The organism is Streptomyces sp. B1I3, assembly GCF_030816615.1.
Taxonomy (GTDB): domain Bacteria; phylum Actinomycetota; class Actinomycetes; order Streptomycetales; family Streptomycetaceae; genus Streptomyces.
Genome location: NZ_JAUSYD010000001.1, coordinates 1,650,215 through 1,673,589, shown reverse-complemented (window position 1 = coordinate 1,673,589; position 23,375 = coordinate 1,650,215). Strand labels below are relative to the sequence as shown.

25 protein-coding genes, 1 tRNA gene and 2 pseudogenes are annotated in these 23,375 nt (G+C 71.0%); 20 read left to right on the top strand and 8 right to left on the bottom strand.

Annotation, left to right across the window (positions count from 1 at the left end):
* Together alc and QFZ58_RS07750 are read left to right on the top strand one after the other, a co-directional pair.
* Nucleotides 1–1,116: an allantoicase gene (gene alc, locus QFZ58_RS07755; protein WP_307124175.1), complete on the top strand. Its 1,116-nt coding sequence runs from the start codon at nt 1–3 to the stop codon at nt 1,114–1,116.
* A gap of 105 nt (nt 1,117–1,221) precedes the next feature.
* Nucleotides 1,222–1,551 (top strand): putative quinol monooxygenase, encoded by a 330-nt coding sequence (locus QFZ58_RS07750; protein ID WP_307124174.1) that lies wholly within the window; start codon nt 1,222–1,224, stop codon nt 1,549–1,551.
* Between the two features lie 202 nt (nt 1,552–1,753).
* Here the strand turns inward: QFZ58_RS07750 and QFZ58_RS07745 are convergent, their stop codons facing one another.
* The 4 genes and pseudogenes from QFZ58_RS07745 to QFZ58_RS07730 form a co-directional block, all read right to left on the bottom strand.
* Nucleotides 1,754–2,590 (bottom strand): aldo/keto reductase, encoded by an 837-nt coding sequence (locus QFZ58_RS07745; RefSeq protein WP_307124173.1) that lies wholly within the window; start codon nt 2,588–2,590, stop codon nt 1,754–1,756.
* Nucleotides 2,591–2,667: 77 nt separating this feature from the next.
* Entirely contained in the window at nt 2,668–3,405 is a 738-nt protein-coding gene (locus tag QFZ58_RS07740) for an SDR family oxidoreductase (protein WP_307124172.1), read from the bottom strand.
* 129 nt (nt 3,406–3,534) lie between these two features.
* Nucleotides 3,535–3,645, bottom strand: a pseudogene (locus tag QFZ58_RS07735) (IS5/IS1182 family transposase); the annotation flags it as partial.
* Between the two features lie 40 nt (nt 3,646–3,685).
* On the bottom strand, nt 3,686–4,750 hold the full coding sequence (locus tag QFZ58_RS07730; protein WP_307124171.1) for an aldo/keto reductase: 1,065 nt from the start codon (nt 4,748–4,750) through the stop codon (nt 3,686–3,688).
* Nucleotides 4,751–4,867: 117 nt separating this feature from the next.
* Between QFZ58_RS07730 and QFZ58_RS07725 the strand changes: the two genes are divergently transcribed.
* Nucleotides 4,868–5,701: a helix-turn-helix transcriptional regulator gene (locus tag QFZ58_RS07725; RefSeq protein ID WP_307124170.1), complete on the top strand. Its 834-nt coding sequence runs from the start codon at nt 4,868–4,870 to the stop codon at nt 5,699–5,701.
* A gap of 227 nt (nt 5,702–5,928) precedes the next feature.
* Nucleotides 5,929–6,096, top strand: a pseudogene (locus tag QFZ58_RS07720) (dihydrofolate reductase); the annotation flags it as partial.
* A 13-nt stretch (nt 6,097–6,109) separates the two neighbouring features.
* Here the strand turns inward: QFZ58_RS07720 and QFZ58_RS07715 are convergent.
* Entirely contained in the window at nt 6,110–6,835 is a 726-nt protein-coding gene (locus tag QFZ58_RS07715; protein ID WP_307124169.1) for a TetR/AcrR family transcriptional regulator, read from the bottom strand.
* 223 nt (nt 6,836–7,058) lie between these two features.
* On the opposite strand from QFZ58_RS07715, the gene QFZ58_RS07710 reads away from it, so the two are divergent.
* From QFZ58_RS07710 to QFZ58_RS07700, 3 genes are all read left to right on the top strand, one after another.
* Nucleotides 7,059–7,979: a DMT family transporter gene (locus QFZ58_RS07710; protein ID WP_307128797.1), complete on the top strand. Its 921-nt coding sequence runs from the start codon at nt 7,059–7,061 to the stop codon at nt 7,977–7,979.
* Nucleotides 7,980–8,177: 198 nt separating this feature from the next.
* Complete coding sequence (locus QFZ58_RS07705) at nt 8,178–8,597, top strand: PaaI family thioesterase (RefSeq protein WP_307124168.1); 420 nt, start codon at nt 8,178–8,180, stop codon at nt 8,595–8,597.
* An 11-nt stretch (nt 8,598–8,608) separates the two neighbouring features.
* Nucleotides 8,609–9,805 (top strand): cytochrome P450, encoded by a 1,197-nt coding sequence (locus QFZ58_RS07700; RefSeq protein WP_307124167.1) that lies wholly within the window; start codon nt 8,609–8,611, stop codon nt 9,803–9,805.
* An 11-nt stretch (nt 9,806–9,816) separates the two neighbouring features.
* Here QFZ58_RS07700 and QFZ58_RS07695 read toward each other — a convergent pair whose 3' ends face one another.
* Nucleotides 9,817–10,821: a Gfo/Idh/MocA family oxidoreductase gene (locus QFZ58_RS07695; protein ID WP_307124166.1), complete on the bottom strand. Its 1,005-nt coding sequence runs from the start codon at nt 10,819–10,821 to the stop codon at nt 9,817–9,819.
* 93 nt (nt 10,822–10,914) lie between these two features.
* Between QFZ58_RS07695 and QFZ58_RS07690 the strand changes: the two genes are divergently transcribed.
* The 9 genes from QFZ58_RS07690 to QFZ58_RS07650 all read left to right on the top strand — a co-directional run bounded on the left by QFZ58_RS07690 (nt 10,915) and on the right by QFZ58_RS07650 (nt 19,737).
* Nucleotides 10,915–11,676 (top strand): GntR family transcriptional regulator, encoded by a 762-nt coding sequence (locus tag QFZ58_RS07690; RefSeq protein ID WP_307124165.1) that lies wholly within the window; start codon nt 10,915–10,917, stop codon nt 11,674–11,676.
* Nucleotides 11,677–11,926: 250 nt separating this feature from the next.
* Nucleotides 11,927–12,910 (top strand): sugar ABC transporter substrate-binding protein, encoded by a 984-nt coding sequence (locus QFZ58_RS07685; protein ID WP_307124164.1) that lies wholly within the window; start codon nt 11,927–11,929, stop codon nt 12,908–12,910.
* Nucleotides 12,907–13,959 carry an ABC transporter permease gene (locus QFZ58_RS07680; RefSeq protein WP_307124163.1) on the top strand — a complete coding sequence of 351 codons (1,053 nt, stop codon included), beginning with the start codon at nt 12,907–12,909 and terminating at the stop codon, nt 13,957–13,959. The genes QFZ58_RS07685 and QFZ58_RS07680 overlap by 4 nt, the downstream gene beginning before the upstream one ends.
* The gene (locus tag QFZ58_RS07675; RefSeq protein WP_307124162.1) at nt 13,956–14,816 is read left to right on the top strand and encodes an ATP-binding cassette domain-containing protein; all 861 of its coding nucleotides are present in this window, start codon (nt 13,956–13,958) and stop codon (nt 14,814–14,816) included. Before QFZ58_RS07680 ends, QFZ58_RS07675 begins: the two co-directional genes overlap by 4 nt.
* Before the next feature lie 131 nt (nt 14,817–14,947).
* A complete protein-coding gene (locus QFZ58_RS07670; protein ID WP_307124161.1) occupies nt 14,948–16,114 on the top strand; it encodes an ROK family glucokinase in 1,167 nt (388 codons plus the stop codon).
* An 80-nt stretch (nt 16,115–16,194) separates the two neighbouring features.
* Nucleotides 16,195–16,806, top strand: a complete 612-nt coding sequence (locus tag QFZ58_RS07665; protein ID WP_307124160.1) for a hypothetical protein — start codon at nt 16,195–16,197, stop codon at nt 16,804–16,806.
* 148 nt (nt 16,807–16,954) lie between these two features.
* Nucleotides 16,955–18,238 carry an alpha/beta fold hydrolase gene (locus QFZ58_RS07660; RefSeq protein ID WP_307124159.1) on the top strand — a complete coding sequence of 428 codons (1,284 nt, stop codon included), beginning with the start codon at nt 16,955–16,957 and terminating at the stop codon, nt 18,236–18,238.
* Between the two features lie 12 nt (nt 18,239–18,250).
* Nucleotides 18,251–18,898, top strand: coding sequence for an MBL fold metallo-hydrolase (locus QFZ58_RS07655; protein WP_307124158.1), 648 nt, complete (start codon nt 18,251–18,253; stop codon nt 18,896–18,898).
* Nucleotides 18,899–18,957: 59 nt separating this feature from the next.
* Nucleotides 18,958–19,737, top strand: a complete 780-nt coding sequence (locus QFZ58_RS07650; RefSeq protein ID WP_307124157.1) for an exodeoxyribonuclease III — start codon at nt 18,958–18,960, stop codon at nt 19,735–19,737.
* A gap of 30 nt (nt 19,738–19,767) precedes the next feature.
* Here the strand turns inward: QFZ58_RS07650 and QFZ58_RS07645 are convergent, their stop codons facing one another.
* The gene (locus QFZ58_RS07645) at nt 19,768–20,055 is read right to left on the bottom strand and encodes a mycoredoxin (protein ID WP_307128796.1); all 288 of its coding nucleotides are present in this window, start codon (nt 20,053–20,055) and stop codon (nt 19,768–19,770) included.
* A gap of 129 nt (nt 20,056–20,184) precedes the next feature.
* On the opposite strand from QFZ58_RS07645, the gene QFZ58_RS07640 reads away from it, so the two are divergent.
* Nucleotides 20,185–20,922 carry a Clp protease N-terminal domain-containing protein gene (locus tag QFZ58_RS07640; protein WP_307124156.1) on the top strand — a complete coding sequence of 246 codons (738 nt, stop codon included), beginning with the start codon at nt 20,185–20,187 and terminating at the stop codon, nt 20,920–20,922.
* Nucleotides 20,923–20,942: 20 nt separating this feature from the next.
* Nucleotides 20,943–21,038 (top strand) — tRNA-Cys (locus tag QFZ58_RS07635).
* 144 nt (nt 21,039–21,182) lie between these two features.
* Here the strand turns inward: QFZ58_RS07635 and QFZ58_RS07630 are convergent.
* On the bottom strand, nt 21,183–21,962 hold the full coding sequence (locus QFZ58_RS07630; RefSeq protein WP_307124155.1) for an SDR family NAD(P)-dependent oxidoreductase: 780 nt from the start codon (nt 21,960–21,962) through the stop codon (nt 21,183–21,185).
* 103 nt (nt 21,963–22,065) lie between these two features.
* On the opposite strand from QFZ58_RS07630, the gene QFZ58_RS07625 reads away from it, so the two are divergent.
* Nucleotides 22,066–22,527, top strand: a complete 462-nt coding sequence (locus QFZ58_RS07625) for a DUF6278 family protein (protein ID WP_307124154.1) — start codon at nt 22,066–22,068, stop codon at nt 22,525–22,527.
* Nucleotides 22,528–22,628: 101 nt separating this feature from the next.
* On the top strand, nt 22,629–23,372 hold the full coding sequence (locus QFZ58_RS07620) for an amino acid ABC transporter ATP-binding protein (protein ID WP_307124153.1): 744 nt from the start codon (nt 22,629–22,631) through the stop codon (nt 23,370–23,372).
* Nucleotides 23,373–23,375: the final 3 nt, after the last annotated feature.

Below are 23,375 nucleotides of genomic sequence, written 5' to 3'. Positions count from 1 at the left end.
ATGCCGGAGACACCGCACTTCACCGGTGACGCGAACCCGTACGGCGGCGGCGACCCGTACGCCGACTACCGCACCGCCGACTTCCCCTTCACCCACCTCGTCGACCTCGCCGACCGCCGTCTCGGCGGCAGCGTCATCGCGGCCAACGACGAGTTCTTCGCCGAGCGCGAGAACCTGCTGAAGCCGGAGCCCGCAGCGTTCGACCCGGAGCGCTTCGGCCACAAGGGCAAGATCATGGACGGTTGGGAGACCCGCCGCAGGCGCGGTACGGGCGCTGCCGAGCCGCACCCCGCCGACGAGGACCACGACTGGGCCCTCGTACGGCTCGGCGCGCCCGGCGTCATACGCGGCCTGGTCGTCGACACCGCCCACTTCCGCGGCAACTACCCGCAGTCGGTCTCCGTCGAGGGGACCTCACTGCCCGGCACGCCGTCCCCCGAGGACCTTCTCGCGCCCGGCGTGAAGTGGACGACCCTGGTGCCGCGCACGGCTGTCGGCGGCCACGCGGCCAACGCCTTCGCGGTCGACGCCGGCCGGCGCTTCACCCACCTGAGGGTCAATCAGCACCCTGACGGTGGCATCGCCCGCCTGCGGGTCCACGGCGAGGTGGCCCCGGACCCCGCCTGGCTGGCCGCCCTCGGTACGTTCGACCTCGTCGCCCTGGAGAACGGCGGACAGGTCGAGGACGCCTCCGACCGCTTCTACTCCCCGGCCACGAACACCATCGCGCCGGGCCGCTCCCGCCAGATGGACGACGGCTGGGAGACCCGCCGCAGGCGGGACCGGGGCAACGACTGGATCCGATACCGGCTGCCCGAGCGTTCGGAGATCCGGGCCGTCGAGATCGACACCGCCTACCTCAAGGGCAACGCAGCGGGCTGGGCGGCGCTCTCGGTGAGCGACCAAGAGGGCGGTGGCTGGTCCGAGCTCCTGCCGCGGACCCGGCTGCAGCCCGACACGAACCACCGCTTCGTCCTGCCGGAGCCGGTACGCGGTACCCGTGTCCGGATCGACATCTTCCCGGACGGCGGGATCTCCCGGTTGCGGCTCTTCGGTTCCCTGACCGAGGAGGGGGCGGACAGGCTGGCCTCCCGGCACGAGGCGCTCGGCGGGTAGGGCCCGCCCGGCACGCGGTGTGCCGGACAGACCCGGCCTCGGGGGCGTATGGGACCCTGGTCGACGCCCGCACCGTGCGGGGAGCCGCTTCGACCGGGAGTCGCCATGATCTTCATCGCCGTCAAGTTCACCGTCCGCAGCGCCGAGCGCGACAACTGGCTCCCGGCCGTCGACGCCTTCACCCTCGCCACCCGTGAGGAGCCGGGCAACCTGTTCTTCGACTGGTCGTACAGCGTCGAGAACCCCGACCAGTTCATCCTGCTCGAAGCCTTCGCCTCGCAGGAGGCGGGTGTGGCGCACGTGAACTCGGAGCACTTCAAGGCGGCGATCGAGACGATGTCGGAGCTGGTCGCCGAGGTCCCGGAGATCATCAACGTGGAGGTCCCGGGGGACGACTGGTCGCGGATGGCGGAGGTCACCCCGCGCAACCGGTGACCGGCCACGCCGGTACCGGCCGCGCCGGGTACCACCCGTCCGCCGTGCGAGGCGCCGGCCGACCTCGCGCATGTACCGGCGACCCCGTGCGAGGCGCCGGCCGTCCCCGCGCATGTACCGGCGACCCCGCGCGAGGCGCCGGCCGTCCCCCCGGACACCGGCGCGCTTACCGGCCGTCCGTGCGGACGGCCGTGGCGCCCCGTCAGAACTCCTCGTGTGTCTCCGGATCGCCCCCGAAGCGGTGCGGCGGCCGCGACCCGATCCGCTCCAGCTCCTGCGGGGTCAGCTCGAACCCGAACAGGTCGAGGTTCTCCCGCTGCCGCCCGGGGTCGGCGGACTTCGGGATCGGCACCGCGCCGAGCTGGGTGTGCCACCGCAGCACCACCTGACCGGGCGTCACCCCGTGCGCCTCGGCGGCGGCGACCACCTCCGGGGCCTCGAGCACCTGGCGCCCCCGGGCGAGCGGGCTCCAGCTCTCCGTGATGATGCCCTTGGCGGCGTGCACCGCCCGCAACTCCTCCTGCGGGAGCAGCGGGTGCATCTCGATCTGGTTCACGGCGGGCACCACACCCGTCTCCTGCTCCAGCCGGTCCAGCTGGTCCGCGGTGAAGTTGGAGACGCCGATGGAGCGTACGAGACCGTCCTCGCGGAGCCTGATCATCGCCTTCCAGGTCTCCACGTACTTCCCCACCCCCGGCAGTGGCCAGTGGATGAGGTAGAGGTCGACGTACTCCAGTCCCAGATTGCTCCGGGACTCCTCGAACGAGGCCAGCGTCTCCTCGTAACCGTGATGCCTGCCCGGCACCTTGGTCGTGACGAAGACGTCCTCACGCGGTACCCTGCCCCGCGCGATCCCCCGCCCCGTCCCTGTCTCGTTGCGGTAGTTCAGCGCGGTGTCCACGAGCCGGTAACCGAGGCCCAGCGCCCCGGCCACCGCCTTCTCGGCCGCGTCGTCGTCCAGCGGCCAGGTGCCCAGACCCACCGCCGGGATGGTGCGGCCGTCGTTGAGCGTGTGCACCGGTGTCGGGTTCTGGCTCATGGTCTCCCATTTCGTTCGCGTACCGTCCCGTTCCCGCCAGCGTAGAACGGCCGGAGGGCGGGGCGGCGCGTCGCGGGCTACGCGGCGTGGCCGCCGTCCACCACCACCTCCGTACCGGTGATGTAGGCGGCTTCCGCGCTCGCCAAGTAGGCGACCAGGGACGCCACTTCGTCCGTCGTGCCGAACCTGTCCAGAGCGGTGGCGGCCTGCTGCCCGCCCGCGAACGGGCCGTCGGCCGGATTCATGTCGGTGTCGACCGGCCCGGGCTGGACCAGGTTCACCGTGATGCCGCGCGGGCCGAGCTCTCGGGCCAGCGGCTTGGTGAGGCCGGCCAGGGCGGACTTGCTCAGCGCGTACAGCGTGCCGCCGGGACCGCCGGCGTACCTGCTCAGCGCCGTTCCGAGCGAGATGATGCGGCCGCCGTCCGCCAGCCTGTCGGCTGCGGCCCGGCAGGCGAGGAACACCGCGCGCACGTTGACGGCGAGGACCCGGTCCACATCGGCGGGGGTGAAGCCGGTGATGGGCCCGATGAGGCCGATCCCCGCGTTGTTGACGAGGATGTCCAGCCGCCCCAGCGCGTCGGCCGCCTCGTGCACCGCCCCGCCGGCCGCTTCCACGTCGGCCGCGTCCGAGCGCAGGGCGACCGCTCGGCGTCCGTACCCTTCGATCCGGCGCACGACCGCGTCGGCCGCTTCCTTGTCCTGGACGTAGGTCAGAGCCACGTCGGCGCCGTCACGGGCGAGCCGGAGGGCGGTCGCCGCACCGATGCCACGGCTTCCGCCGGTCACGAGCGCGGTCCTGTTGCTGCTGGTCATGTCGGGTTCCCTGTCCGTCGGAGAGCCGGCCGCACCGATGCGGCGGCGACAAGGACAAGAGAAGTGCCTCGGCGGCCCGGACACCGGCGGGAAACGGACGGCAACCCCGGACGCGAGCGGCAGCGCCGGCGCGATCTGCTTGAGCCGGGCGAAGACGCCGAGTCGGATCCACTCGTCGCGGCGACTGCGGATCGTGGTGGCCGAGCAGGTACCACGGGAGAGGTGTGCCGATGAGCACCCCGAGGGCGGCGGCAGTGCTGCCCCGGGGCTCCATCGCGTATCAGCGGCGGGGTTCGATCTTCAGGTCGCCGTGGGTCACCGCGCGCATCCTGTCGCTGGCGAGCATGTCATGCGGGAAGCCGAGTTCGATCGCGCCGGCCTCGTCGAGGCGGGCCAGTTGGGAGGCCGTGAAGTCGACATCCAGGGCGCCCAGATTGTCCTCCAGCTGCGCGCGGGTGCGGGCGCCGATGAGCGATGCCGTCACATCCGGGTTCTGCAGGGTCCAGGCCAGCCCGACCTGGGCGGTTGTGCGGCCCAGCTCCGTGGCGACCTCCTTCACCACATCAGCGATGTCCAGGTTGCGTTCGGTGAGCCCGCCGTTGGCGATGTTGAAGTTCTTACGGGTGCCGTCGTCGACGGCGGTGTTCGTCGTGGTCAGGTCGGCGCGGCTGTACTTGCCGGTGAGCACCCCGCCGGCCAGGGGCGAGTACGGCACCACGCTCAACCCCATCTCGCGTGCCATGGGGATCAGGTCACGTTCCCCGGTACGCTCGATCAGGTTGTATTCGATCTGCAGGGCGACCAGCGGCGACCAGCCGCGCAGCTCGGCGATCGCCTGCATGCGCGACACCTGCCAGGCCGGGGCGTTGGAGATCGCCACGTACAAGACCTTTCCCTGCCGGACCAGATCGTCCAGGCCGCGCAGGATCTCCTCGACCGGTGTCGTGAAATCCCACACGTGCAGGTAGAGCAGATCGATGTAGTCCGTATTCAGCTGTCGCAGACTGGCTTCCACCGACGCGAAAAGGCTCTTGCGGTGAGGGCCCCCGGAATTCGGGTCGCCGGGCCGACGCAGCGTGGTGTATTTCGTTGCCAGCACCAGGCTTTCGCGGTTGTCGCGGGTGAATTCGCCCAGCAGCCGCTCGGAGCTGCCGTTGGTGTAGGTGTTGGCGGTGTCGATGAAGTTGCCACCGCGCTCGACGTAGAGGTCGAACAGCTTACGCGCCTCGTCCTGCTCGGCGCCCCAGCCCCACTCGGTGCCGAAGGTCGCCGCGCCCAGCGCCAGCGGTGAGACCCGCAGCCCGGAGCGGCCCAGCAGCCGGTAGGTGTCGAGGGTGAGCGACATGGTGTCCTCCTGCGCTTGTGATCCGTTGTCGAGAACAAGTCTGTGACCGCCGCGAGCCGGGGATAAGGGAAGGAAGTTCCTGGGAACACCGGTCCTACCCTGGCTGTTGGATCGAACATGATGACCGGCACCGTGAACACGACACAGGAGCTGGCCGCGTTCCTGCGGAGCCGGCGCGAACGCCTGGACCCGCGCGATTTCGATCTGCCGTCGCGCCGGCGGGCCCGGCGGACCCCGGGATTGCGCCGCGAAGAGGTCGCCGAACTGGCGGGCGTCAGCATCGACTACATCGTGCGGCTGGAACAGGCCCGGGGACTGCGGCCCTCGGCGAACGTGGTGGAGGCGCTGGCACGGGCGCTGCGCCTGGCCCCCGACGAACGCGCTTACCTCTTCAACCTGGCCCAGCAGCGCCCCCGCAACGCCGACAAGCCCGCCACCACCGCAGCGCCGCCGCTGGCCCAGCTGGTCGCCGACCTGTCGCCGCTGCCGGCCATGCTGATGAACCACCGCTACGACATCCTGGCCTGGAACGGCGAAATGGCCAGGCTGCTACTGGACTTCGACACCCTGCCACCGTCGAGACGCAATGCAATGTGGCTGTGCCTGGTACACCCGGAAATGCGCGAGTTCTATGTCGACCGCGAGCGCGTCGTACGGGAGGGAATCGCCCACCTGCGCGCAGCGTGGGCCGCGCACCCGGAGGACCAGGCGTTGATCGACCTCATCACCGAATGCACCACCCGCAACGAGGAATTCGCGCGCTTGTGGGCCGAGCGAGACGTGAAGGTCAACGGCCGCGGACACAAGGTGATGCGGCATCCGGGCGCCGGTGTGATCGCCGTCCATTTCGAAGTGCTCGTGCCACTCCAGGATCCGGACCAGCGGTTGATGATCGGCCGCGCCGCGGACGATGAGAGCCGGTCGGCATTGGACCGGTTGTGCGCACGGTGACGTCAAACCGGCGTGCCTTCGGAGTCCATGAGGGACAGGCTGGCAAGAACGGCCAGGTCCCGGACTCCAGGCGAGCTCCACTCGCGCACGAGGGCTGAACAGAAGAAGCTGACGGGGAAACGCAGCGCCCACCGGACCGATGAATTCCGGCCGGCGGCGCAGTCGGAACAGGTGGAAGCACAGGGACTGCCGGGACCCCCGGCGGCGTGAATGACCGGAGCGGGACCATGGCGAAGCTGACTCTCACGACGTTCGTGACGCTCGACGGTGTCATGCAGGCGCCCGGCGGGCCCGACCAGGACACCTCGGGCGGCTTCGGGTACGGCGGCTGGCTCGTGCCGTACGCCGACGAGGGCATGGGAACGTTCATCGACGAGATCTCGGGCCGGGACGGCGTCCCGGGGGGCGTCAGGACGAGGGCGAGCGTGCCGGGTCCTTCCGGCCCGCCGCCTTCACCGGGCGGGGAAGCCGGGGGCCGACGCCGTCCAGCGAGGGAGCGGGCGGCAGCGCGGCCGGGTCCGTGGCCGCGCTCCGCAGCCGTCCGAGGATCGCCCGCGCAGCCTTGACGTAGCCGGGATTGTTGTTGTGCAGGACGGACTCGGCGTTGGCCAGCTCCATGAACGCGATGAGTTCGAAGGCGAGTTGGGAGACATCGGTGTCCCAGGCCAACTCGTCCCGCACCCTGGCCTCCTCGATGGTCTCCTCCACGAAGGTGACCCAGCCGGTCTGCGTGGCCGCCAGCGCGTCGTGCACCTTGCCCGTGCGGGAGTCGAACTCGGCGATGGTCGCGTAGAAGAAGCAGCCGCCGCTGAACACCCGCCGCTGCGAGTAGGAGAGCCAGCTCTCGCACATCCGCCAGACCCGGCCGAGGCCCGGCGCCGCCGCCCTGGTCGGTGTCAGCACGTGTTCGACGAAGACGGACACGGCGGCGCGTACGGTGGCGAGCTGCAGCTCCTCCTTCGAGCCGAAGAGGGCGAACACGCCGCTCTTGCTCAGCTTCAGTTCCGTGGCCAGCCGTCCCAGCGACAGGCCCTCCAGCCCCTCGGTCGAGGCGACGTGGACCGCGCGCCCCAGCACCAGCTGCCTGGTCTGGTTCCCCCGCTCGACCCGTCCGTCCGGCCGCGCTCCACCCATGTGCCAACTCCGTGTGTCCGAGCGTCCCAGGACCGACATCCTAGGAGGATCCGGCACCTCCGGGAGACCGCTTCGGCCCGGGACGACCCCACGGGAACGCGTGGCCCGGTCAGGCCGCGGACAGGGGTTCCCGTCGGGTCCGTCCGTTCGGTACGGTGATCGCTCCCCGTGTGAGCCGGCGAGGTCTCCACATCGTTCCGCTGTGGAGAACCAGGAGCCCAAGGTGTCCGCTGCCGCTCTGCCCGCGCTCGCCCCGCCCCGCCGCGCCTGGGTCACCGATCTGCCCGTGCTGCTCGTCGCCGTCGTCTGGGGCGCCAGCTACCTCGCGGCCAAGGGCATCACCACCACGCACACCGTGATCGCGGTCCTCGTGCTCCGCTTCGCGATCGTCCTGCCCGTGCTGGTCGTCGCCGGACGGCGCAGGCTGCGCGCCCTGAAGGCGGCGCAGTGGAGGGGCGCGGCCCTGCTCGGGCTCGTACTCAGCGGCATCTTCCTGCTCGAGACGTACGGCGTCGTGCACACGTCGGCCACCAACGCCGGGCTCATCATCAGCCTCACGATGATCTTCACACCGCTGGCCGAGGCCGTGGTGACCCGGGTCCGGCCGTCCGGGACCTTCCTCGCCGCTGCCGGACTCTCGGTCGCGGGCGTGGTGCTCCTGACCCAGGGCGGCGGCTTCACCAGCCCCTCGGCGGGCGATCTGCTGATGTTGCTCGCCGCCCTGGCCCGTACGGTCCACGTCCTGGCGATGGCCCGCATCAAGGCGGTGCGCGACGCCGACTCGCTGTCCCTGACCACGGTCCAGCTCGGCAGCGCGGTCGCCGTCTTCGCCGTGCTGGCCGCCGTGCCCGGGACCGGGCAGGCGCCCTGGACGGCCGCGGCGGACTTCGACGCCGCGCAATGGGCCGGGCTGGTCTTCCTCTCCGTCTTCTGCACGCTGTTCGCGTTCTTCGTGCAGATGTGGTCGGTGCGCCGCACCTCGCCGTCCCGGGTCAGCCTGCTCCTCGGTACGGAACCGCTCTGGGCCGCCGCCGTGGGCATCTCGCTCGGGGGTGAGCGGCTCGGCGTCCTCGGGGTGCTGGGCGCGGCGCTCGTCCTGGCGGGGACGGCGTGGGGGCGCCGCAGCGCGGACCTCACGCCCTGATCGAGGCGGCCGCGATCACGACTGCCGCGCCGGCCGTGACCGGCGATGCCGGCGAAGAGCCCGCAGCCCTCCGGGAAGCCGAGCCGCGCCACCGCCCCGACGCCGGGATCCGGCCCAAGGGCTGCCCCGTGATCCCTGGCGGGTGATGACGACAGCTACGGCACCTCGCGGGTGCGCCGGTGAGACAGTAGGTCCACCATGACTGAACTCTCCCTGCAGTCGGCACAGAAGGTCCTCGACAGCCAGCCCTTCAGCGGGCTCGTCGGGGCACGCCTCACGGAGTTCGGGAACGGCGCCGCCACCCTCGAGGTCGACGTCCGCGAGGAACTCCTGCAGCAGAACGGCTTTTTGCACGGTGGGGTGCTGTCCTACGCCGCCGACAACTCCATCACCTTCGCCGCCGGCTCCACACTCGGCTCCGCCGTCCTCACGGGCGGCTTCTCGATCCAGTACGTCCGCCCCGCGACCGGCCGTACCCTCGCCGCCCGCGCCACCGTCGTCCACACCGGCCGAAGACAGGCCGTCGTGCGCTGCGACCTGTACACCGTCAGCCACGAGGGGGCCGAGGCGCTGTGCGCGGTGGCCCAGGGAACCGTACTCTCCGCCCGCCCGACCTGAAGGGAACCACCGTGACCACGGAAGTCCTGCTCGATCTCGGCGCACTCGGTGACGACTTCATCCGCGACCCCTATCCCGTCTACGCCCGGTTACGTGCCCGCGGGCCGGTGCACCGGGTCCGCATCCCGGAGGGCTCACCGGCCTGGCTCGTGGTCGGGTACGAAGCGGGGCGGGCCCTCCTCGCAGACCAGCGGCTCTCCAAGGAGTGGCACAGGGCGTCACCCGCGCTCGGCGTCAGCAAGGTGTCCGCGGGGACGTCCATGCTGAGCTCCGACGCCCCGACCCACACCCGGCTGCGCCGGCTCGTGGCCAGGGAGTTCACCCCACGCCGGATGGCCCTGCTCGCCCCCCGCGTGCAGGAGATGACGGACGAACTGCTCGACTGCGTGCTCGACGGTCCCGGCCGGAGCGCCGACCTGGTCGAGGCGTTGTCGTTCCCGCTGCCGATGGCCGTCATCTGCGAACTGCTGGGTGTGCCCACCCTGGACCGTCAGGCCTTCCGGGAGTGGTCGAACACGGTGGTGTCGTCCCTCGACGCCGAGGCGCGCGGCCGGGCCACCGCCGCCATGACCGCCTACCTGGGTCACCTGCTCGCCGAGAAGCGCGCGGCGCCCGGGGACGATCTGATGAGCGCGCTGATCCACACGGCGGATGACGACGGTGACCGGCTCTCCCCCGACGAACTCACGGGCATGGCCTGGCTGCTGCTGGTCGCCGGACACGAGACCACGGTCAACCTCATCTCCAACGGAGTCCTCAGCCTGCTGACCCACCCCGAGCAACTGCGGCTCCTGCGGGCCGACTTCGGACTCATCGACAACGCGGTCGAGGAGACGCTCCGTTACGAGGGGCCCGTCGAGACCCCCACGTACCGCTTCACCACCGAGCCGCTCGACGTCGGGGGCACGGTGATCCCCGGCGGCGGTGAACTCGTCCTGGTCGCGATGGCCGACTGCGACCGCGACCCCGCCCGCTACCCGGACGCCGACCGCTTCGACATCACCCGGGACGCACGCGGGCACGTCGCCTTCGGCCACGGCATCCACTACTGCCTGGGTGCGCCACTGGCGCGCATCGAGGCCCGTATCGCCATCCGGTCCCTCCTGGAACGCTGCCCGGAGCTGCGGCTCGCCACCGACCCGGCCGACCTGTCCTGGCGTACGGGCATGCTGATACGGGGGCCGCTGCGGCTCCCGGTGGCCTGGTAGCGGCACGGGGTTCAGGCGTCGGCGATCTCCGTCAGGCGTACGGGGCGGCGCTCCCCGCGCGACAGCTCGCAGGCTTCGGCGATGCGCAGCGCGTGGAGCGCCTCCCGGCCGTCGCAGGGGTTCGCCGACTCCCCGCGTACGACACGGAGGAACGCGTCCAGCTCGGCCTCGTACGCCGGGGCGAAGCGCTCCAGGAACCCGGGCCACGGTTCGGCCGGTGCCGGAGGTCCCTGGTCCTCCACCGAGGTGAGCGGGGTGCGGTCGTCCAGGCCGACCGCGATCTGGTCCAGCTCGCCGGCCAGTTCCATGCGTACGTCGTAACCGGCTCCGTTGCACCGGGTTGCCGTCGCCGTGGCGAGCGTGCCGTCGTCCAGTGTCAGCAGGGCCGCCGCCGTGTCCACGTCGGCCGCGGCACGGAACATCGGGTCTCCGGCGTCCGACCCGGTGGCGTACACCTCCGTCACCTCGCGTCCCGTCACCCAGCGCAGCATGTCGAAGTCGTGCACCAGGCAGTCCCTGAACAGGCCGCCGGAGAGGAGGAGATAGGCGGCGGGCGGGGGAGCGGGGTCGGACGTCGCCGCCCGTACGGTGTGCAGCCGGCCGAGTGCGCCGCTGCGGACGGCCGCGCGGGCCGCCGCGTATCCCGCGTCGAAGCGGCGCATGAAGCCGAGCTGGAGCACACTGCCCGCCCGCTCGACCTCGCGCAGTGCGCCCAGGGTCCCCGCCAGGTCCAGCGCGATCGGCTTCTCGCAGAAGGCCGGCAGTCCCGCCCGGGCCGCCCGGCCGATGAGCTCGGCGTGTGCCGCGGTGGCGGAGGCGATGACCACGGCGTCCACGCCCGCGGCCAGGACGTCCGCCGCGTCCGCGACGGCCGTGGCGCCGGTCCGCCCGGCGACCTCGGCGGCGCGGGCCGCGTCGGTGTCCGTCACCACCAGGGAGGCGACCTCGCGGTGGCGTGCCAGGACGCCCGCGTGGAAGGAACCGATCCGGCCCGTGCCGATGAGTCCGATGCGCATGGACCCAACGTGCCGCCCGCCCGGTGCGCTGTCAACTATATGTCCTGACAAACCAGGGGGTGCGGCGCGGCGCCAGGAGGTACGCTCCCTGCCGTGCCGAAACCCACCGCCGACTCCGCCGCTCTGGGGCTGGGTGTGGACCGCACCAGCCCCGTGCCGCTCTACCACCAACTGGCCCGGCAGCTGGAGGCGGCCATCGAGCAGGGCCGGCTCGCACCCGGTAGCCTCCTCGGCAACGAGCTGGAGCTGGCCGCGCGGCTCGGGCTCTCCCGTCCCACCGTCCGCCAGGCCATCCAGTCGCTCGTCGACAGGGGACTGATGGTGCGCAGGCGGGGAGTGGGCACCCAGGTCGTGCACAGCCGCATCAAGCGCCCGGTCGAACTGAGCAGTCTCTACGACGACCTGGAGTCGGCCGGACGGCAGCCCGCGACCCGGCTCCTGCGCAACACGGTCGAGCCGGCCACGGCCGAGATCGCCGCCGCACTCGGGGTGGCGGAGGGCAGTGACGTCCACCTGGTCGAGCGGCTGAGGTACGCGCACGACGAGCCCATGGCACTCCTGCGCAACCACCTCCCTCCGGGCCTGCTGGAGCTCGGCTCGGAGCGGCTGGAGTCGACGGGGCTGTACCGGATGATGCGCTCCTCGGGGATCACGCTGCACAGTGCGCGCCAGTCCGTCGGTGCCCGGGCGGCCACCGCTCAGGAGGCGGAGCGGCTCGAGGAGCCCGTGGGGGCGCCGCTGCTGACGATGGAGCGGACGACCTTCGACGCGGGCGGCCGGGCGGTCGAGTTCGGCTCCCACGTCTACAGGGCGTCCCGCTACTCCTTCGAGTTCCAGCTGCTGGCACGTCCCTGAGCCGCGGCGGGGCGGCCGGACCCCGCATGCCGGGACACGGTGTTCGACGCGGGCGTTGACGTGGTCATGCAAGGTCGCTTACAACGGCGTGGGGCATGGCCCACGCCCCTGCCGGGCAGGGCCCGCTCCCGCTCGGGGATACTTGGGCGGCCGGGCCGCGAGTCAGCGGTCACGGCACCATCAGGCAGCACAGCCAGCAGCACTAGAAGGGCACGGCGTCGTGGCAAGGGTTCGGACAGGGGTACGTGCGATGGGCGCCGTCCTGGCGGCGGTGCTGGGTGCCTCCCTCATGGGATGCAGCAGCACCGGTGGCAAGCGGGCGGAGGAGCGCGCGGCGAAGCAGGCCGCCGAGGGCCGGTCCGCGGTGAACACGCCCCGCTGGACGTTCGCCATGGTCACCCACTCGGGCGACGGCGACACCTTCTGGGACATCGTCCAGAAGGGTGCCCAGCAGGCGGCCGACAAGGACAACATCAACTTCCTCTACTCGCACAACGACGAGGGCCAGCAGCAGGCCGAGCTCGTCCAGACCGCGATCGACAAGAAGGTCGACGGCCTGATCGTCTCGCTGGCCAAGCCCGACTCGATGAAGACCGTCGTCGCCAAGGCGGTCAAGGCCGGCATCCCCGTGATCACGGTGAACTCCGGATCCGCCGAGTCCAAGGCCTTCGGCGCGCTCACCCACATCGGCCAGGACGAGTCCATCGCCGGTGAGGCCGTCGGCGACGAGCTCGGCGGGCGCGGACGCAAGAAGGCGCTGTGCGTCCTGCACGAGCAGGGCAACGTGGGCCACGAGCAGCGCTGCGCCGGAGCGAAGAAGACCTTCGACGGCACGATGCAGAACCTGTACGTCGACGGCACCAACATGCCCGACGTCCAGGCCTCGATCGAGGCGAAGCTCAGCGCCGACAAGAGCATCGACGCGGTGGTCACCCTCGGGGCCCCGTTCGCCGCGGCGGCCGTCAAGGCAAAGAAGACCGCGGGCAGCAAGGCCGAGATCGACACCTTCGACCTCAACGCGAGCGTCGCCGCCGGCCTCTCGGACGAGACGCTCGGCTTCGCCGTCGACCAGCAGCCCTACCTCCAGGGGTACGAGGCCGTCGACCTGCTCTGGCTCCACCGCTTCAACAAGAATGTGCTCGGCGGCGGCCGGCCCGTCCTGACCGGCCCGCAGATCATCACCGCCGCCGACGCCGACCAGCTCGCCGAGTACACGGACCGGGGCACCCGATGACGGCGACCGGTCAACCCGCGGCACCGGCGGGAACCGACGAACGGCTGCTGCGCACCTCACCGTTGCGCAGACTGCTCGGCCGCCCCGAGCTCGGCTCGGTCGTCGGGGCCGTGGCCGTCTTCCTCTTCTTCACGATCGTGGCCGACAGCTTCCTCCAGTCGTCCAGCCTCGGCACCGTGCTGTACGCGGCCTCCACCCTCGGGATCATGGCCGCGCCGGTGGCGCTCCTCATGATCGGTGGGGAGTTCGACCTCTCCGCCGGTGTGATGGTGACCAGCTCGGCCCTGATCTCCTCGATGTTCAGCTACCAGATGACGGCCAACGTCTGGGTCGGCGTCTTCGTGTCGCTGCTGGTCACCCTCGGCTTCGGCGCGTTCAACGGCTTCATGCTCACCCGTACCAAACTGCCCAGCTTCATCATCACGCTCGGCACGTTCCTGATGCTGACCGGCCTGAACCTCGGCTTCACCAAGCTGATCAGCGGCACCGTGTCCACCAAGGCCATCGGCAACATGGAGGGCTTCTCCTCGGCCCGCAAGATCTTCGCCTCCTACCTCACCGTCGGCGGGGTCGAGCTGAAGGTCACCATCCTGTGGTGGGCGGTCCTGGTCGCCGTCGCCACCTGGATCCTGCTGCGCACCCGCTTCGGCAACTGGATCTTCGCCGTCGGCGGCGAGGCGGACGCGGCCCGCGCGGTCGGCGTCCCGGTCGTCCGTACCAAGATCGGGCTCTACCTCGGGGTGGCCTTCGCCGCCTGGGTCTCCGGACAGCACCTGCTCTTCTCCTACGACGTCGTGCAGTCCGGAGAGGGCGTCGGCAACGAGCTGACGTACATCATCGCGGCCGTCATCGGCGGCTGCCTGATCACCGGCGGTTACGGCTCCGCCATCGGCTCCGCGGTCGGCGCGGTCATCTTCGGCATGACCAGCAAGGGCATCGTGTACGCGGAGTGGAACCCCGACTGGTTCAAGTTCTTCCTGGGGGCGATGCTGCTCCTGGCCACCCTGCTCAACGCATGGGTACGCAAGCGCGCGGAGGCGACGAAATGACGGCCCCCCAGGCTCCCGCTCCCCGGGACACGGCCCGCCCGGCGCTCGTCGAGCTCGATCACGTCAGCAAGTACTACGGCAACGTGAAGGCCCTCGAGGACGTGTCGCTGCAGGTCCACGCCGGCGAGATCACCTGCGTGCTCGGGGACAACGGCGCCGGCAAGTCGACCCTCATCAAGATCATCGCAGGACTGCACCGGCACGACTCCGGCACCTTCCTGATCGAGGGCGGGGAAGCGGCACTCGCCAACCCGCGCGACGCCCTCGACCACGGCATCGCCACCGTGTACCAGGACCTGGCCGTCGTGTCGCTGATGCCGGTCTGGCGCAACTTCTTCCTCGGCTCCGAGCCGACGCGGGGCGCCGGCCCGTTCAAGCGCCTCGACGTCCGGCTGATGCGTGAGACGACCCGCGCCGAGCTGCTGCGCATGGGCATCGACCTGCGCGACGTCGACCAGCCGATCGGTACCCTGTCCGGCGGCGAGCGCCAGTGCGTGGCCATCGCCCGTGCCGTGTACTTCGGTGCCAAGGTCCTCGTCCTCGACGAGCCGACCGCGGCGCTCGGCGTCAAGCAGTCCGGCGTCGTACTGAAGTACGTGGCGGCGGCCCGGGACGCCGGGCTCGGCGTGGTTCTCATCACGCACAACCCGCACCACGCGTATCTCGTGGGTGACCGCTTCGTCCTCCTCAAGCGGGGCGCGATGTCGGGCAGCCACACCAAGGACGACGTCACCCTGGACGAACTGACCCGTCAGATGGCGGGCGGCAGCGAGCTGGAGGAGCTGAGCCACGAGCTCCGGCGCGCCTCCGGGGCCGGGGAGCCCGGCGCCCGTCCGGCAGGCGGGGACACCGCGTAGACGTCCCTCTCGTTTCCCGCCCCCTGTGCCGTCCGCCGGTCCAGGGGGCGGGGAAATGGCAGAATCGAGCACGGCGGGCACCGTCCGCCGCCGGAAGAGCGACCGCCGGCCCCCCGACCTGCGCAGGGACGATGAGCACGTACCGCGACTTCACCCACCGCGGCTCCGCCCGCGCCACCGTTCTTCGGACCGTCGGCACGAAGGAGCGGCGCTCGCACCTCACGGCGCCGCGGGTCCCCACCGTCGGCATCGACATCGGCGGCACGAAGGTGATGGCCGGAGTCGTCGACGCCGACGGCAACATCCTGGAGACCCTGCGCACGGAAACGCCCGACAAGTCCAAGAGCCCCCAGGTCGTCGAGGACACCATCGTCGAGCTGGTCCTCGACCTCTCCGACCGCCATGACGTCCACGCCGTCGGCATCGGCGCGGCGGGCTGGGTCGACGCGGACCGCTCCAAGGTGCTGTTCGCCCCGCACCTCGCCTGGCGTGACGAACCCCTGCGGGACGCCCTGGCCTCGCGGCTCGTCGTCCCCGTGATGGTGGACAACGACGCCAACACGGCGGCCTGGGCGGAATGGCGCTTCGGCGCCGGGCGTGGCGAGGACCACCTGGTCATGATCACGCTGGGCACCGGCATCGGCGGCGCGATCCTCGAGGACGGGCACGTCAAGCGGGGCAAGTACGGCGTCGCGGGTGAGTTCGGGCACATGCAGGTCGTGCCCGGCGGTCACCGCTGCCCGTGCGGGAACCGCGGCTGCTGGGAGCAGTACAGCTCGGGCAACGCCCTGGTGCGCGAGGCCAGGGAGCTGGCCGCGGCGGACTCCCCGGTGGCGCACTTCCTGCTGGACCGCGTCAAGGGGAACATCGCGGACATCTCCGGCCCCCTCATCACCGAGCTCGCCCGGGAGGGTGACGCGATGTGCGTCGAACTCCTCCAGGACATCGGGCAGTGGCTCGGCGTGGGCATCGCCAATCTGGCCGCCGCGCTGGACCCCTCCTGCTTCGTGATCGGCGGCGGAGTCAGCGCGGCCGACGACCTCCTGATCGGCCCGGCGAGGGACGCCTTCAAGCGCCACCTCACCGGCCGCGGCTACCGTCCGGAGGCACGGATCGCCAAGGCGCAACTCGGCCCCGAGGCGGGCATGGTCGGCGCCGCGGACCTGGCCCGCCTGGTCGCCCGCAGATTCCGGCGGACCAACCGCCGGCGGGTCGAACGGTACGAGCGCTACGCGCAGTTCTACGACCAGGCCGCGAGCACCATCCGCAACACGCGTAGCACCCGGGCCGCGGACTGATCCGGGGCAGCGCCCCACCGCGCGCCCGCACCGCCCCGGCCACCAGCACCCCGCACCGCAGCTTCGAGGGATCACCGACCATGACCGCAGCCGAGCACCACGTCGTGCCGCGCCAGTCCGCCTCCTCCGGCTCCTCCGACGACGGCGACGGTGACGGAACGCCTCCCCGGGACCGGCGCCGGGTCGTCCGCCGACGGTTGATCACGTTGACCATCATCGTGCTGCTCATCGGGATCCCGGCGGGCTATCTGGTGATCTCCGCCGCACAGAGCCGCCGCTCCGGGAAGGACAAGGAGGCGGAGGCGGCCGCGCAGGGGCTGCGTGAGGACTGGCCGTCCGGCATGCAGCGCCGCATCTTCGAACTGCCGGTCCCGGGCAACGCGACCGGGGTCCAGTACTACGAGACGAACAACTGGAAAGTCAGCCGGATGTACGTGAAGTTCCGTACGACGTCCGCGGGGCTCGACAGGTTCCTGAGCGGTGTCGGGACGGGCCGCGCGGCGCTGGAGACCGGCAGGGTCACGATCGGCGAACGCGACATCAAGATCACCGGGTGGTACTTCGGCCCCGGCGTCGACTGGGCGGGGACGGTCCACAAGAACAAGAACCCCCGCCCCACGCAGGACATCACCGTCAACATGACGGACCCGGCGGCCCCGGTCGTCTACGTGGTGTCCTCGGCGACGCCCTGACGGAGGCCGACGGTCGGCCGCGACCGAGCGACCGAGCGACCGAGCGACGCGGGCGACCGAGTCACGCGGGTGGCAAATCCCCCGGTCCGGCCATCGTCCACAGGCCCCGGCCACAAGGGCTGCTGCGAGAGATGAGAGGGTCTAGCGGGTGAGCGAGATACCACCGAACACCCTGCAACACCGCTTCGACGGGCCGGAAGACGCTCCGGTCCTGGTGATCGGCCCCTCCCTCGGGACCACGTGGCACATGTGGGACCGGCAGATAGCCGAGCTCTCGAAGCACTGGCGGGTCTTCCGGTACGACCTGCCGGGCCACGGCGGGGCCCCCGCCCATCCGGCCACGGCGGTCGCCGACCTCGCCGACCGTCTGCTCGCCACGCTGGACAGCCTCGGTGTCCAGCGCTTCGGGTACGTGGGCTGTTCCATCAGCGGGGCCGTCGGCGCCGTCCTCGCCCTGCGCCACCCGCACCGGGTCGCCTCGCTGGCGCTGGTCGCGACCTCGCCCCGCTTCGGCAGTGCCGACGAATTCCGGCAGCGCGGGGTGATGGTCCGCAGCAACGGCCTGGAGCCGATCGCGCGCGCCGTCCCGGAACGCTGGTTCACCCCCGGCTTCGCCGCCGCCCAGCCGGCCATCGTCGAGTGGTCCGTCCAGATGGTGCGCACCACCGACCCCGGCTGCTACATCGCCGCCTGCGAGGCCCTGGCCGCCTTCGACGTCCGCGCGGAACTGCCTCGCATCGGAGTGCCGACCCTCGTCCTGGTCGGCGCCGAGGACAAGGTCACGGGGCCCGCGGAGGCCCGTACGCTCGTGGCGGGCATCCCGGACTCCCGGCTGGCCCTGGTCCCCGGCGCCTCCCACCTGGCCCCGGTCGAGCAGCCCGGCGCCGTCACCGACCTGCTCCTGATGCACTTCTCGACGTCCTGGCAGGACACCCTGGCGTCGATCCCCGTACCGCCCCCGCAGGGGGGCACGGCCGCGTTCGTCCCGGTGGTGCCGGTGGCCGAGATCGCCTCCGCCCCCGTCATGCCCGAGGTCGCTCCGGCGGGTGTCCGCGACCGGTACGACAGCGGGATGAAGGTCCGTCGCGAAGTGCTGGGCGACGCACACGTCGACGCCGTGACGGCTGCGTCCGACGCCTTCACCGACGACTTCCAGGACCTCGTCACCCGATACGCGTGGGGTGAGGTCTGGTCCCGTGAGGGCCTCGACCGCAGGGCCCGCAGCTGTGTCACGCTCGCCGCGGTCGTCGGTTCCGGGCACCTGGGGAGCCTGGCCCAGCACGTCAGGGCCGCGCTGCGCAACGGGCTGACACCCGCCGAGATCAAGGAAGTGCTGTTGCAGACAGCCGTCTACTGCGGCCTTCCGGCGGCCGGCGCCGCGTTCACGGTCGCGCAGTCCGTGATCCAGGAGGAAACCACCCCGCCCGCGTAGCAGGATGGTGGCATGAACGCCTCGTCTCTCACGCTCACCAAGAAGAAGCACTCCTGCATCCGCCTCGAACGGGACGGCCAGTCGCTCGTCATCGACCCCGGTGGTTTCTCCGAGGAGGACGCCGCGGTCGGTGCCGACGCGATCCTGGTGACCCACGAACACCCGGACCACTTCGACGAGGCACGGCTGCGCGCCGGACTGGAATCCGATCCGGCGGTGCACCTGTGGACCCTGCGGAGCGTGGCCGAGCGGCTCTCCGCGGCCTTCCCGGGGCGGGTCCACACCGTCGGACACGGTGACACCTTCGCGGCCGCCGGGTTCGACGTGCAGGTGCACGGCGAACTGCACGCGGTGATCCACCCGGACATCCCCAGGGTCACCAACGTCGGTTTCCTGGTGGACGGATCGGTCTTCCACCCCGGCGACGCGCTCACCGTGCCCGACCGGCCGGTGGACACCCTGATGCTGCCGGTGATGGCCCCCTGGAACAAGATCTCCGAGGTGATCGACTACGTGCGGGAGGTCAGGCCGCGGCGTGCGATCGACATCCACGACGCACTGCTCACCGACCTCGCCCGTCCGATCTACGACTCCCAGATCGGCAGTCTCGGCGGCACGGACCACAGCCGCATGACCCCGGGCGACGCCTCCCGCCTCTGACCGGCGCGGCCACGCCGGGCTCCGGCCCGGCTGTCAGTGGGAGCCGCTAGGTTTGAGCCATGCGTATCGCCACCTGGAACGTCAATTCGATCACCGCCCGGCTCCCCAGGCTGCTCGCCTGGCTGGAGAGCAGCGGCACGGACGTGCTGTGCGTCCAGGAGACCAAGTGCACGCTCGAGCAGTTCCCGGCCGACGCGCTGCGCGAGCTGGGCTACGAAAGCGCGGTCAACGCCACAGGCCGGTGGAACGGCGTCGCGGTGCTCTCCCGGATCGGTCTGGCCGACGTCGTCACGGGCCTTCCCGAAGGCCCCGACTACGAGGGCGTGGCGGAGCCGAGGGCGATCTCGGCGACCTGCGGCCCGGCCCGTGTCTGGTCGGTCTACGTGCCGAACGGCCGCGAGGTCGGGCACGACCACTACGCGTACAAGCTGCGCTGGCTGGAGGCCCTCCAGAAGGCCGTCGCCGTCGACGCGGCGGCCGCGCTGCCCTTCGCGGTCCTCGGCGACTTCAACATCGCCCCGACGGACGACGACGTCTGGGATGTGTCTCTCTTCGAGGGCGCGACGCACGTCACCCCCGCCGAGCGTGCCGCTCTGGCCACGCTCCACGCGGAGGGCCTGACCGACGTGATGCCACGCCCGCTGAAGTACGACCACCCGTACACCTACTGGGACTACCGTCAGCTGGGCTTCCCGAAGAACAGGGGCATGCGGATCGACCTGGTCCTGGGCAACGCCCCGTTCGCGGCCGCCGTCAAGGACAGCTACGTCGACCGTGAGGAGCGCAAGGGCAAGGGCGCCTCGGACCATGCGCCGGTGGTCGTGGACCTCGACCTCTGACGCCCCCGCGTCCCCGTGCCCTGCCGGAGGTCACCGGCCCTTCGGGGCCTCCGGCAGCAGGTGCGGGGCATGCTCCGTGACGGCCCGCACCACCTGGCGTTTGGAGGGGTTCACCATGGCGTGCCCCGCCACGGAGACCGTCGGCACCGTCTCGTTGCCGTTCGCGACCGAGCGCACGAACGCGGCGGCGTCCTTGTCCCGCCAGATGTTCACCTCGGTGTACGACAGCCCCGAGAGGCGCAGGCGCAGCCGGAGATTCATGCAGTAGGGGCAGCCGGGCCGCCAGTAGACGACCATGCCGTCGCGGTCCTCGGCCATGAAGTGCCCCTCGTAGCTGTTCACATGCGGTGATCACTCACAGCCAACAGCAAGGGTCCCGCCCGGGCAAGAGCGAGTGTGCGTCAACTGAAGGTTGACGCCCGCAGAGTGTCAACCTAGGGTTGCCTCATGACGAAACCACTCCCGGCCGATCCTCCCGTCCGTCTCGACGATCTGATCGAGGCGGTCAAGAAGACGCACACGGACGCACTGGAGCAGCTCTCCGGTGCCGTCGTCGCGGCGGACCACCTCGGCGAGATCGCCGACCACCTCATCGGGCACTTCGTGGACCAGGCGCGGCGCTCGGGCGCCTCCTGGACGGACATCGGCAGGAGCATGGGTGTCACCCGGCAGGCGGCCCAGAAGCGGTTCGTACCCAAGAAGCCGGACGAGCCCGCGGACCTGGACCCCGGCCAGGGTTTCAGCCGCTTCACCGAGCAGGCCCGCAACGTCGCGATGGGCTCGCACAACGAGGCCCACGCCGCCGGCAGTGACGAGGTGGGGACCGGACATCTGGTCCTGGGACTGCTGGGCGAGCCGGACGCCCTCGCCGCGCGGGTGATCGTCGGGCAAGGCGTCACGCTGGACGCCGTCCGTGAGGCGGCGACCCGCGTGCTGCCGCCCCCGGCCGACGTGGTCCCTGACCTGATCCCCTACGACGCGGGCGCGCGCAAGGTCATGGAGCTCACTTTCCGGGAGGCCCTGCGGCTCGGGCACACCCACGTCGGGACCGAGCACATCCTGCTGGCCCTGCTGGAGTACGAGGGCGGGACGGGCGTGCTCACCGGACTCGGCGTCGACAAGGAGGCGGCTTCACGGACCATCGCCGCAGCGGTGGCCGCCGAGAGCGAGGCCGCCGCCGAGTAAGAAATGCCGCCACTCCGGGTCAGACCGTAGGGTGACGCATCGCGTGCCCGGTGCGCAGGCGACGGATACTTCCTTCTGCAAAAAAGAGGACCCGGGTTCGAATCCCGGCGGTCCGGCCTCGGTCGGACTGTGGTGCAGCGGCCCAGCGTCTTGTCTCCGTAGCCGAGTTGGACCTCGGGTGCCCACGCGTCACGACGCCGCACACTCCCGCGGGAGTGTGCGGCGTCGTGCGTCCCGGACCGGGTCGGTGCGCGGACCCGTCAGTGCACGGAGAATCCGCCGTCGACGAAGATCGACTGCCCCGTGACGTAGGAGGAGGAGGCGCTCGCCAGGAAGACCGCGGCGCCCGCGAAGTCCCCGGCCAGGCCGTTGCGGCCCACCATCGTGCGCGAGGCCAGCGCCGCCACCCTCTCCGGATCGGACGACAGCCGCTCGTTGAGCGGGGTCATCACGAAACCCGGCACCAGGGTGTTGCTGGTGACGCCGTGCGGTGACCACGCCTCGGCCTGCGAGCGGGCCAGCGACTCCAGTGCACCCTTGGACACTCCGTACGCCCCGCTCTGCACGAACGCCCGGTGCGCCTGCTGCGAGGTGATGTGGATGATCCGCCCGTACCCCCGCTCGGCCATGCCGGGGCCGTATCGCAGGCCGAGCAGGTAGGGCGCCTTGAGGTTCACGGTCATGGTGGTGTCCCAGACGTCCTCGTCCAGCTCACTCATCGGCGGACGCAGGTTGACGCCCGCGCAGTTGACCAGGATGTCGGGCTCCCCGAACACCGCGGCCGCCTCGTCGCCGGCCGCGCGCGCACCGTCACTGCTGCCGAGGTCCGCACTCACCCAGGCCGCCCGGCAGCCCTCGACGGTGAGTTCGCCGGCCGTACGCACCAGTTCCGCCTCCCGGCGCGCCACGATCACGACGCTCGCCCCCGCGTGTGCGAGCGCCCCGGCGATGGCCCGCCCGATGCCGGAGCTGCCACCGGTCACCACGGCGACCCGGCCGTCCAGCGAGAAGAGTTCGGAAAGATAGTTCTGCGACGTCATTCCCGCAGCGTAGACGGGGTGTCCCGCGTCCTTCGCCGCAGGTCTCCCGGAACGGTTGCGCGCCCTGTGGTGCGGAACACGTCCGGGATGGGACCCTTGTGGCATGAACATCCCTTTCCTGGACAACTGGCGTAAGCGCCAGGGCGGTACGCAGGGGGTGGCTCTCGTGGCCGCCGTCGAGACCGATCCGGACGGCCTGGCCGAACTGCTCGCGGAATGCGAGCTCCTGCGCGCCCGCGCGGGACAGTGCGGACTCGAACTCGACGACAGCCCGGCCTCGTTGTCCGCGCTCGACCAGCTGCCGCCGTTGTGGCGTGACGACCCGGAGGAGCTTCCCTGGCTGGGCAACGACGCCGGCCTCTACCTCGGCACCGTTCTCGTGCGGACGGTGCCGGGTGCCGCCTGGGACATCCTGGCCGGCGGGAAGCCCGTGGTGCGGCTGGCCTCCGGGCGGGAGATCGATGTCGTCACGGCGGGCCTCGACTGGGCGATGTCGGGAAGTCCCGAGCTGTCCGAGATGTACGCGGAGTCGGCCGAGAGCGGACCGGTCGGCAAAACGCGATAAACAGCCTTATGCGCTGTTGGTGCGTGTCGGCTCCGAAGCGCGTGTCCGGCCTGGATAGTTTGCGCTGACCTCGACACAGCGAAAAGTGGGTAGGGCAGCGTATGGCCGTCGATCCGTTGATCGAGCTGCGGGACGTCAACAAGCACTTCGGGAAGTTGCACGTGCTGCAGGACATCAATCTCACCGTCGGCCGCGGGGAGGTGGTGGTGGTCATCGGCCCCTCCGGATCGGGCAAATCAACGCTCTGCCGGACGATCAACAGACTCGAGACGATCGAGTCGGGCCGCATCGCCATCGACGGGAAAGCGCTCCCGGAGGAGGGGAAGGGCCTCGCGCAGCTCCGGGCCGAAGTCGGCATGGTCTTCCAGTCGTTCAACCTGTTCGCACACAAGACCGTGCTGGCCAACGTCTCCCTCGCCCAGCTCAAGGTCCGGCGGCGGAAGAAGGACGAGGCCGACCGGCGCTCCCGGGAACTGCTGGAGCGGGTCGGGCTCGCCTCGCAGGCGGACAAGCTCCCCGCCCAGCTCTCCGGTGGACAGCAGCAGCGCGTCGCCATCGCCCGGGCCCTCGCCATGGACCCGAAGGCCCTCCTCTTCGACGAGCCCACCTCGGCGCTCGACCCGGAGATGATCAACGAGGTCCTCGAGGTCATGCGACAGCTCGCCCGCGAGGGCATGACCATGGTGGTCGTCACCCATGAGATGGGCTTCGCCAGGTCCGCCGCCAACCGCGTGGTGTTCATGGCCGACGGACGCATCGTCGAGGACCGCACTCCGGAGGACTTCTTCACCGCCCCCGAGAGCGACCGGGCCAAGGACTTCCTGTCCAAGATCCTCAAGCACTGACAG

Coding starts and splice junctions, on each gene's coding strand:
- alc (WP_307124175.1), top strand. CDS start 1: ATGCCGGAGACACCGCACTTCACCGGTGACGCGAACCCGTACGGCGGC.
- QFZ58_RS07750 (WP_307124174.1), top strand. CDS start 1,222: ATGATCTTCATCGCCGTCAAGTTCACCGTCCGCAGCGCCGAGCGCGAC.
- QFZ58_RS07745 (WP_307124173.1), bottom strand. CDS start 2,590: ATGAGCCAGAACCCGACACCGGTGCACACGCTCAACGACGGCCGCACC.
- QFZ58_RS07740 (WP_307124172.1), bottom strand. CDS start 3,405: ATGACCAGCAGCAACAGGACCGCGCTCGTGACCGGCGGAAGCCGTGGC.
- QFZ58_RS07730 (WP_307124171.1), bottom strand. CDS start 4,750: ATGTCGCTCACCCTCGACACCTACCGGCTGCTGGGCCGCTCCGGGCTG.
- QFZ58_RS07725 (WP_307124170.1), top strand. CDS start 4,868: ATGATGACCGGCACCGTGAACACGACACAGGAGCTGGCCGCGTTCCTG.
- QFZ58_RS07715 (WP_307124169.1), bottom strand. CDS start 6,835: ATGGGTGGAGCGCGGCCGGACGGACGGGTCGAGCGGGGGAACCAGACC.
- QFZ58_RS07705 (WP_307124168.1), top strand. CDS start 8,178: ATGACTGAACTCTCCCTGCAGTCGGCACAGAAGGTCCTCGACAGCCAG.
- QFZ58_RS07695 (WP_307124166.1), bottom strand. CDS start 10,821: ATGCGCATCGGACTCATCGGCACGGGCCGGATCGGTTCCTTCCACGCG.
- QFZ58_RS07685 (WP_307124164.1), top strand. CDS start 11,927: ATGGGCGCCGTCCTGGCGGCGGTGCTGGGTGCCTCCCTCATGGGATGC.
- QFZ58_RS07680 (WP_307124163.1), top strand. CDS start 12,907: ATGACGGCGACCGGTCAACCCGCGGCACCGGCGGGAACCGACGAACGG.
- QFZ58_RS07675 (WP_307124162.1), top strand. CDS start 13,956: ATGACGGCCCCCCAGGCTCCCGCTCCCCGGGACACGGCCCGCCCGGCG.
- QFZ58_RS07670 (WP_307124161.1), top strand. CDS start 14,948: ATGAGCACGTACCGCGACTTCACCCACCGCGGCTCCGCCCGCGCCACC.
- QFZ58_RS07665 (WP_307124160.1), top strand. CDS start 16,195: ATGACCGCAGCCGAGCACCACGTCGTGCCGCGCCAGTCCGCCTCCTCC.
- QFZ58_RS07655 (WP_307124158.1), top strand. CDS start 18,251: ATGAACGCCTCGTCTCTCACGCTCACCAAGAAGAAGCACTCCTGCATC.
- QFZ58_RS07650 (WP_307124157.1), top strand. CDS start 18,958: ATGCGTATCGCCACCTGGAACGTCAATTCGATCACCGCCCGGCTCCCC.
- QFZ58_RS07645 (WP_307128796.1), bottom strand. CDS start 20,055: ATGGCCGAGGACCGCGACGGCATGGTCGTCTACTGGCGGCCCGGCTGC.
- QFZ58_RS07640 (WP_307124156.1), top strand. CDS start 20,185: ATGACGAAACCACTCCCGGCCGATCCTCCCGTCCGTCTCGACGATCTG.
- QFZ58_RS07630 (WP_307124155.1), bottom strand. CDS start 21,962: ATGACGTCGCAGAACTATCTTTCCGAACTCTTCTCGCTGGACGGCCGG.
- QFZ58_RS07625 (WP_307124154.1), top strand. CDS start 22,066: ATGAACATCCCTTTCCTGGACAACTGGCGTAAGCGCCAGGGCGGTACG.
- QFZ58_RS07620 (WP_307124153.1), top strand. CDS start 22,629: ATGGCCGTCGATCCGTTGATCGAGCTGCGGGACGTCAACAAGCACTTC.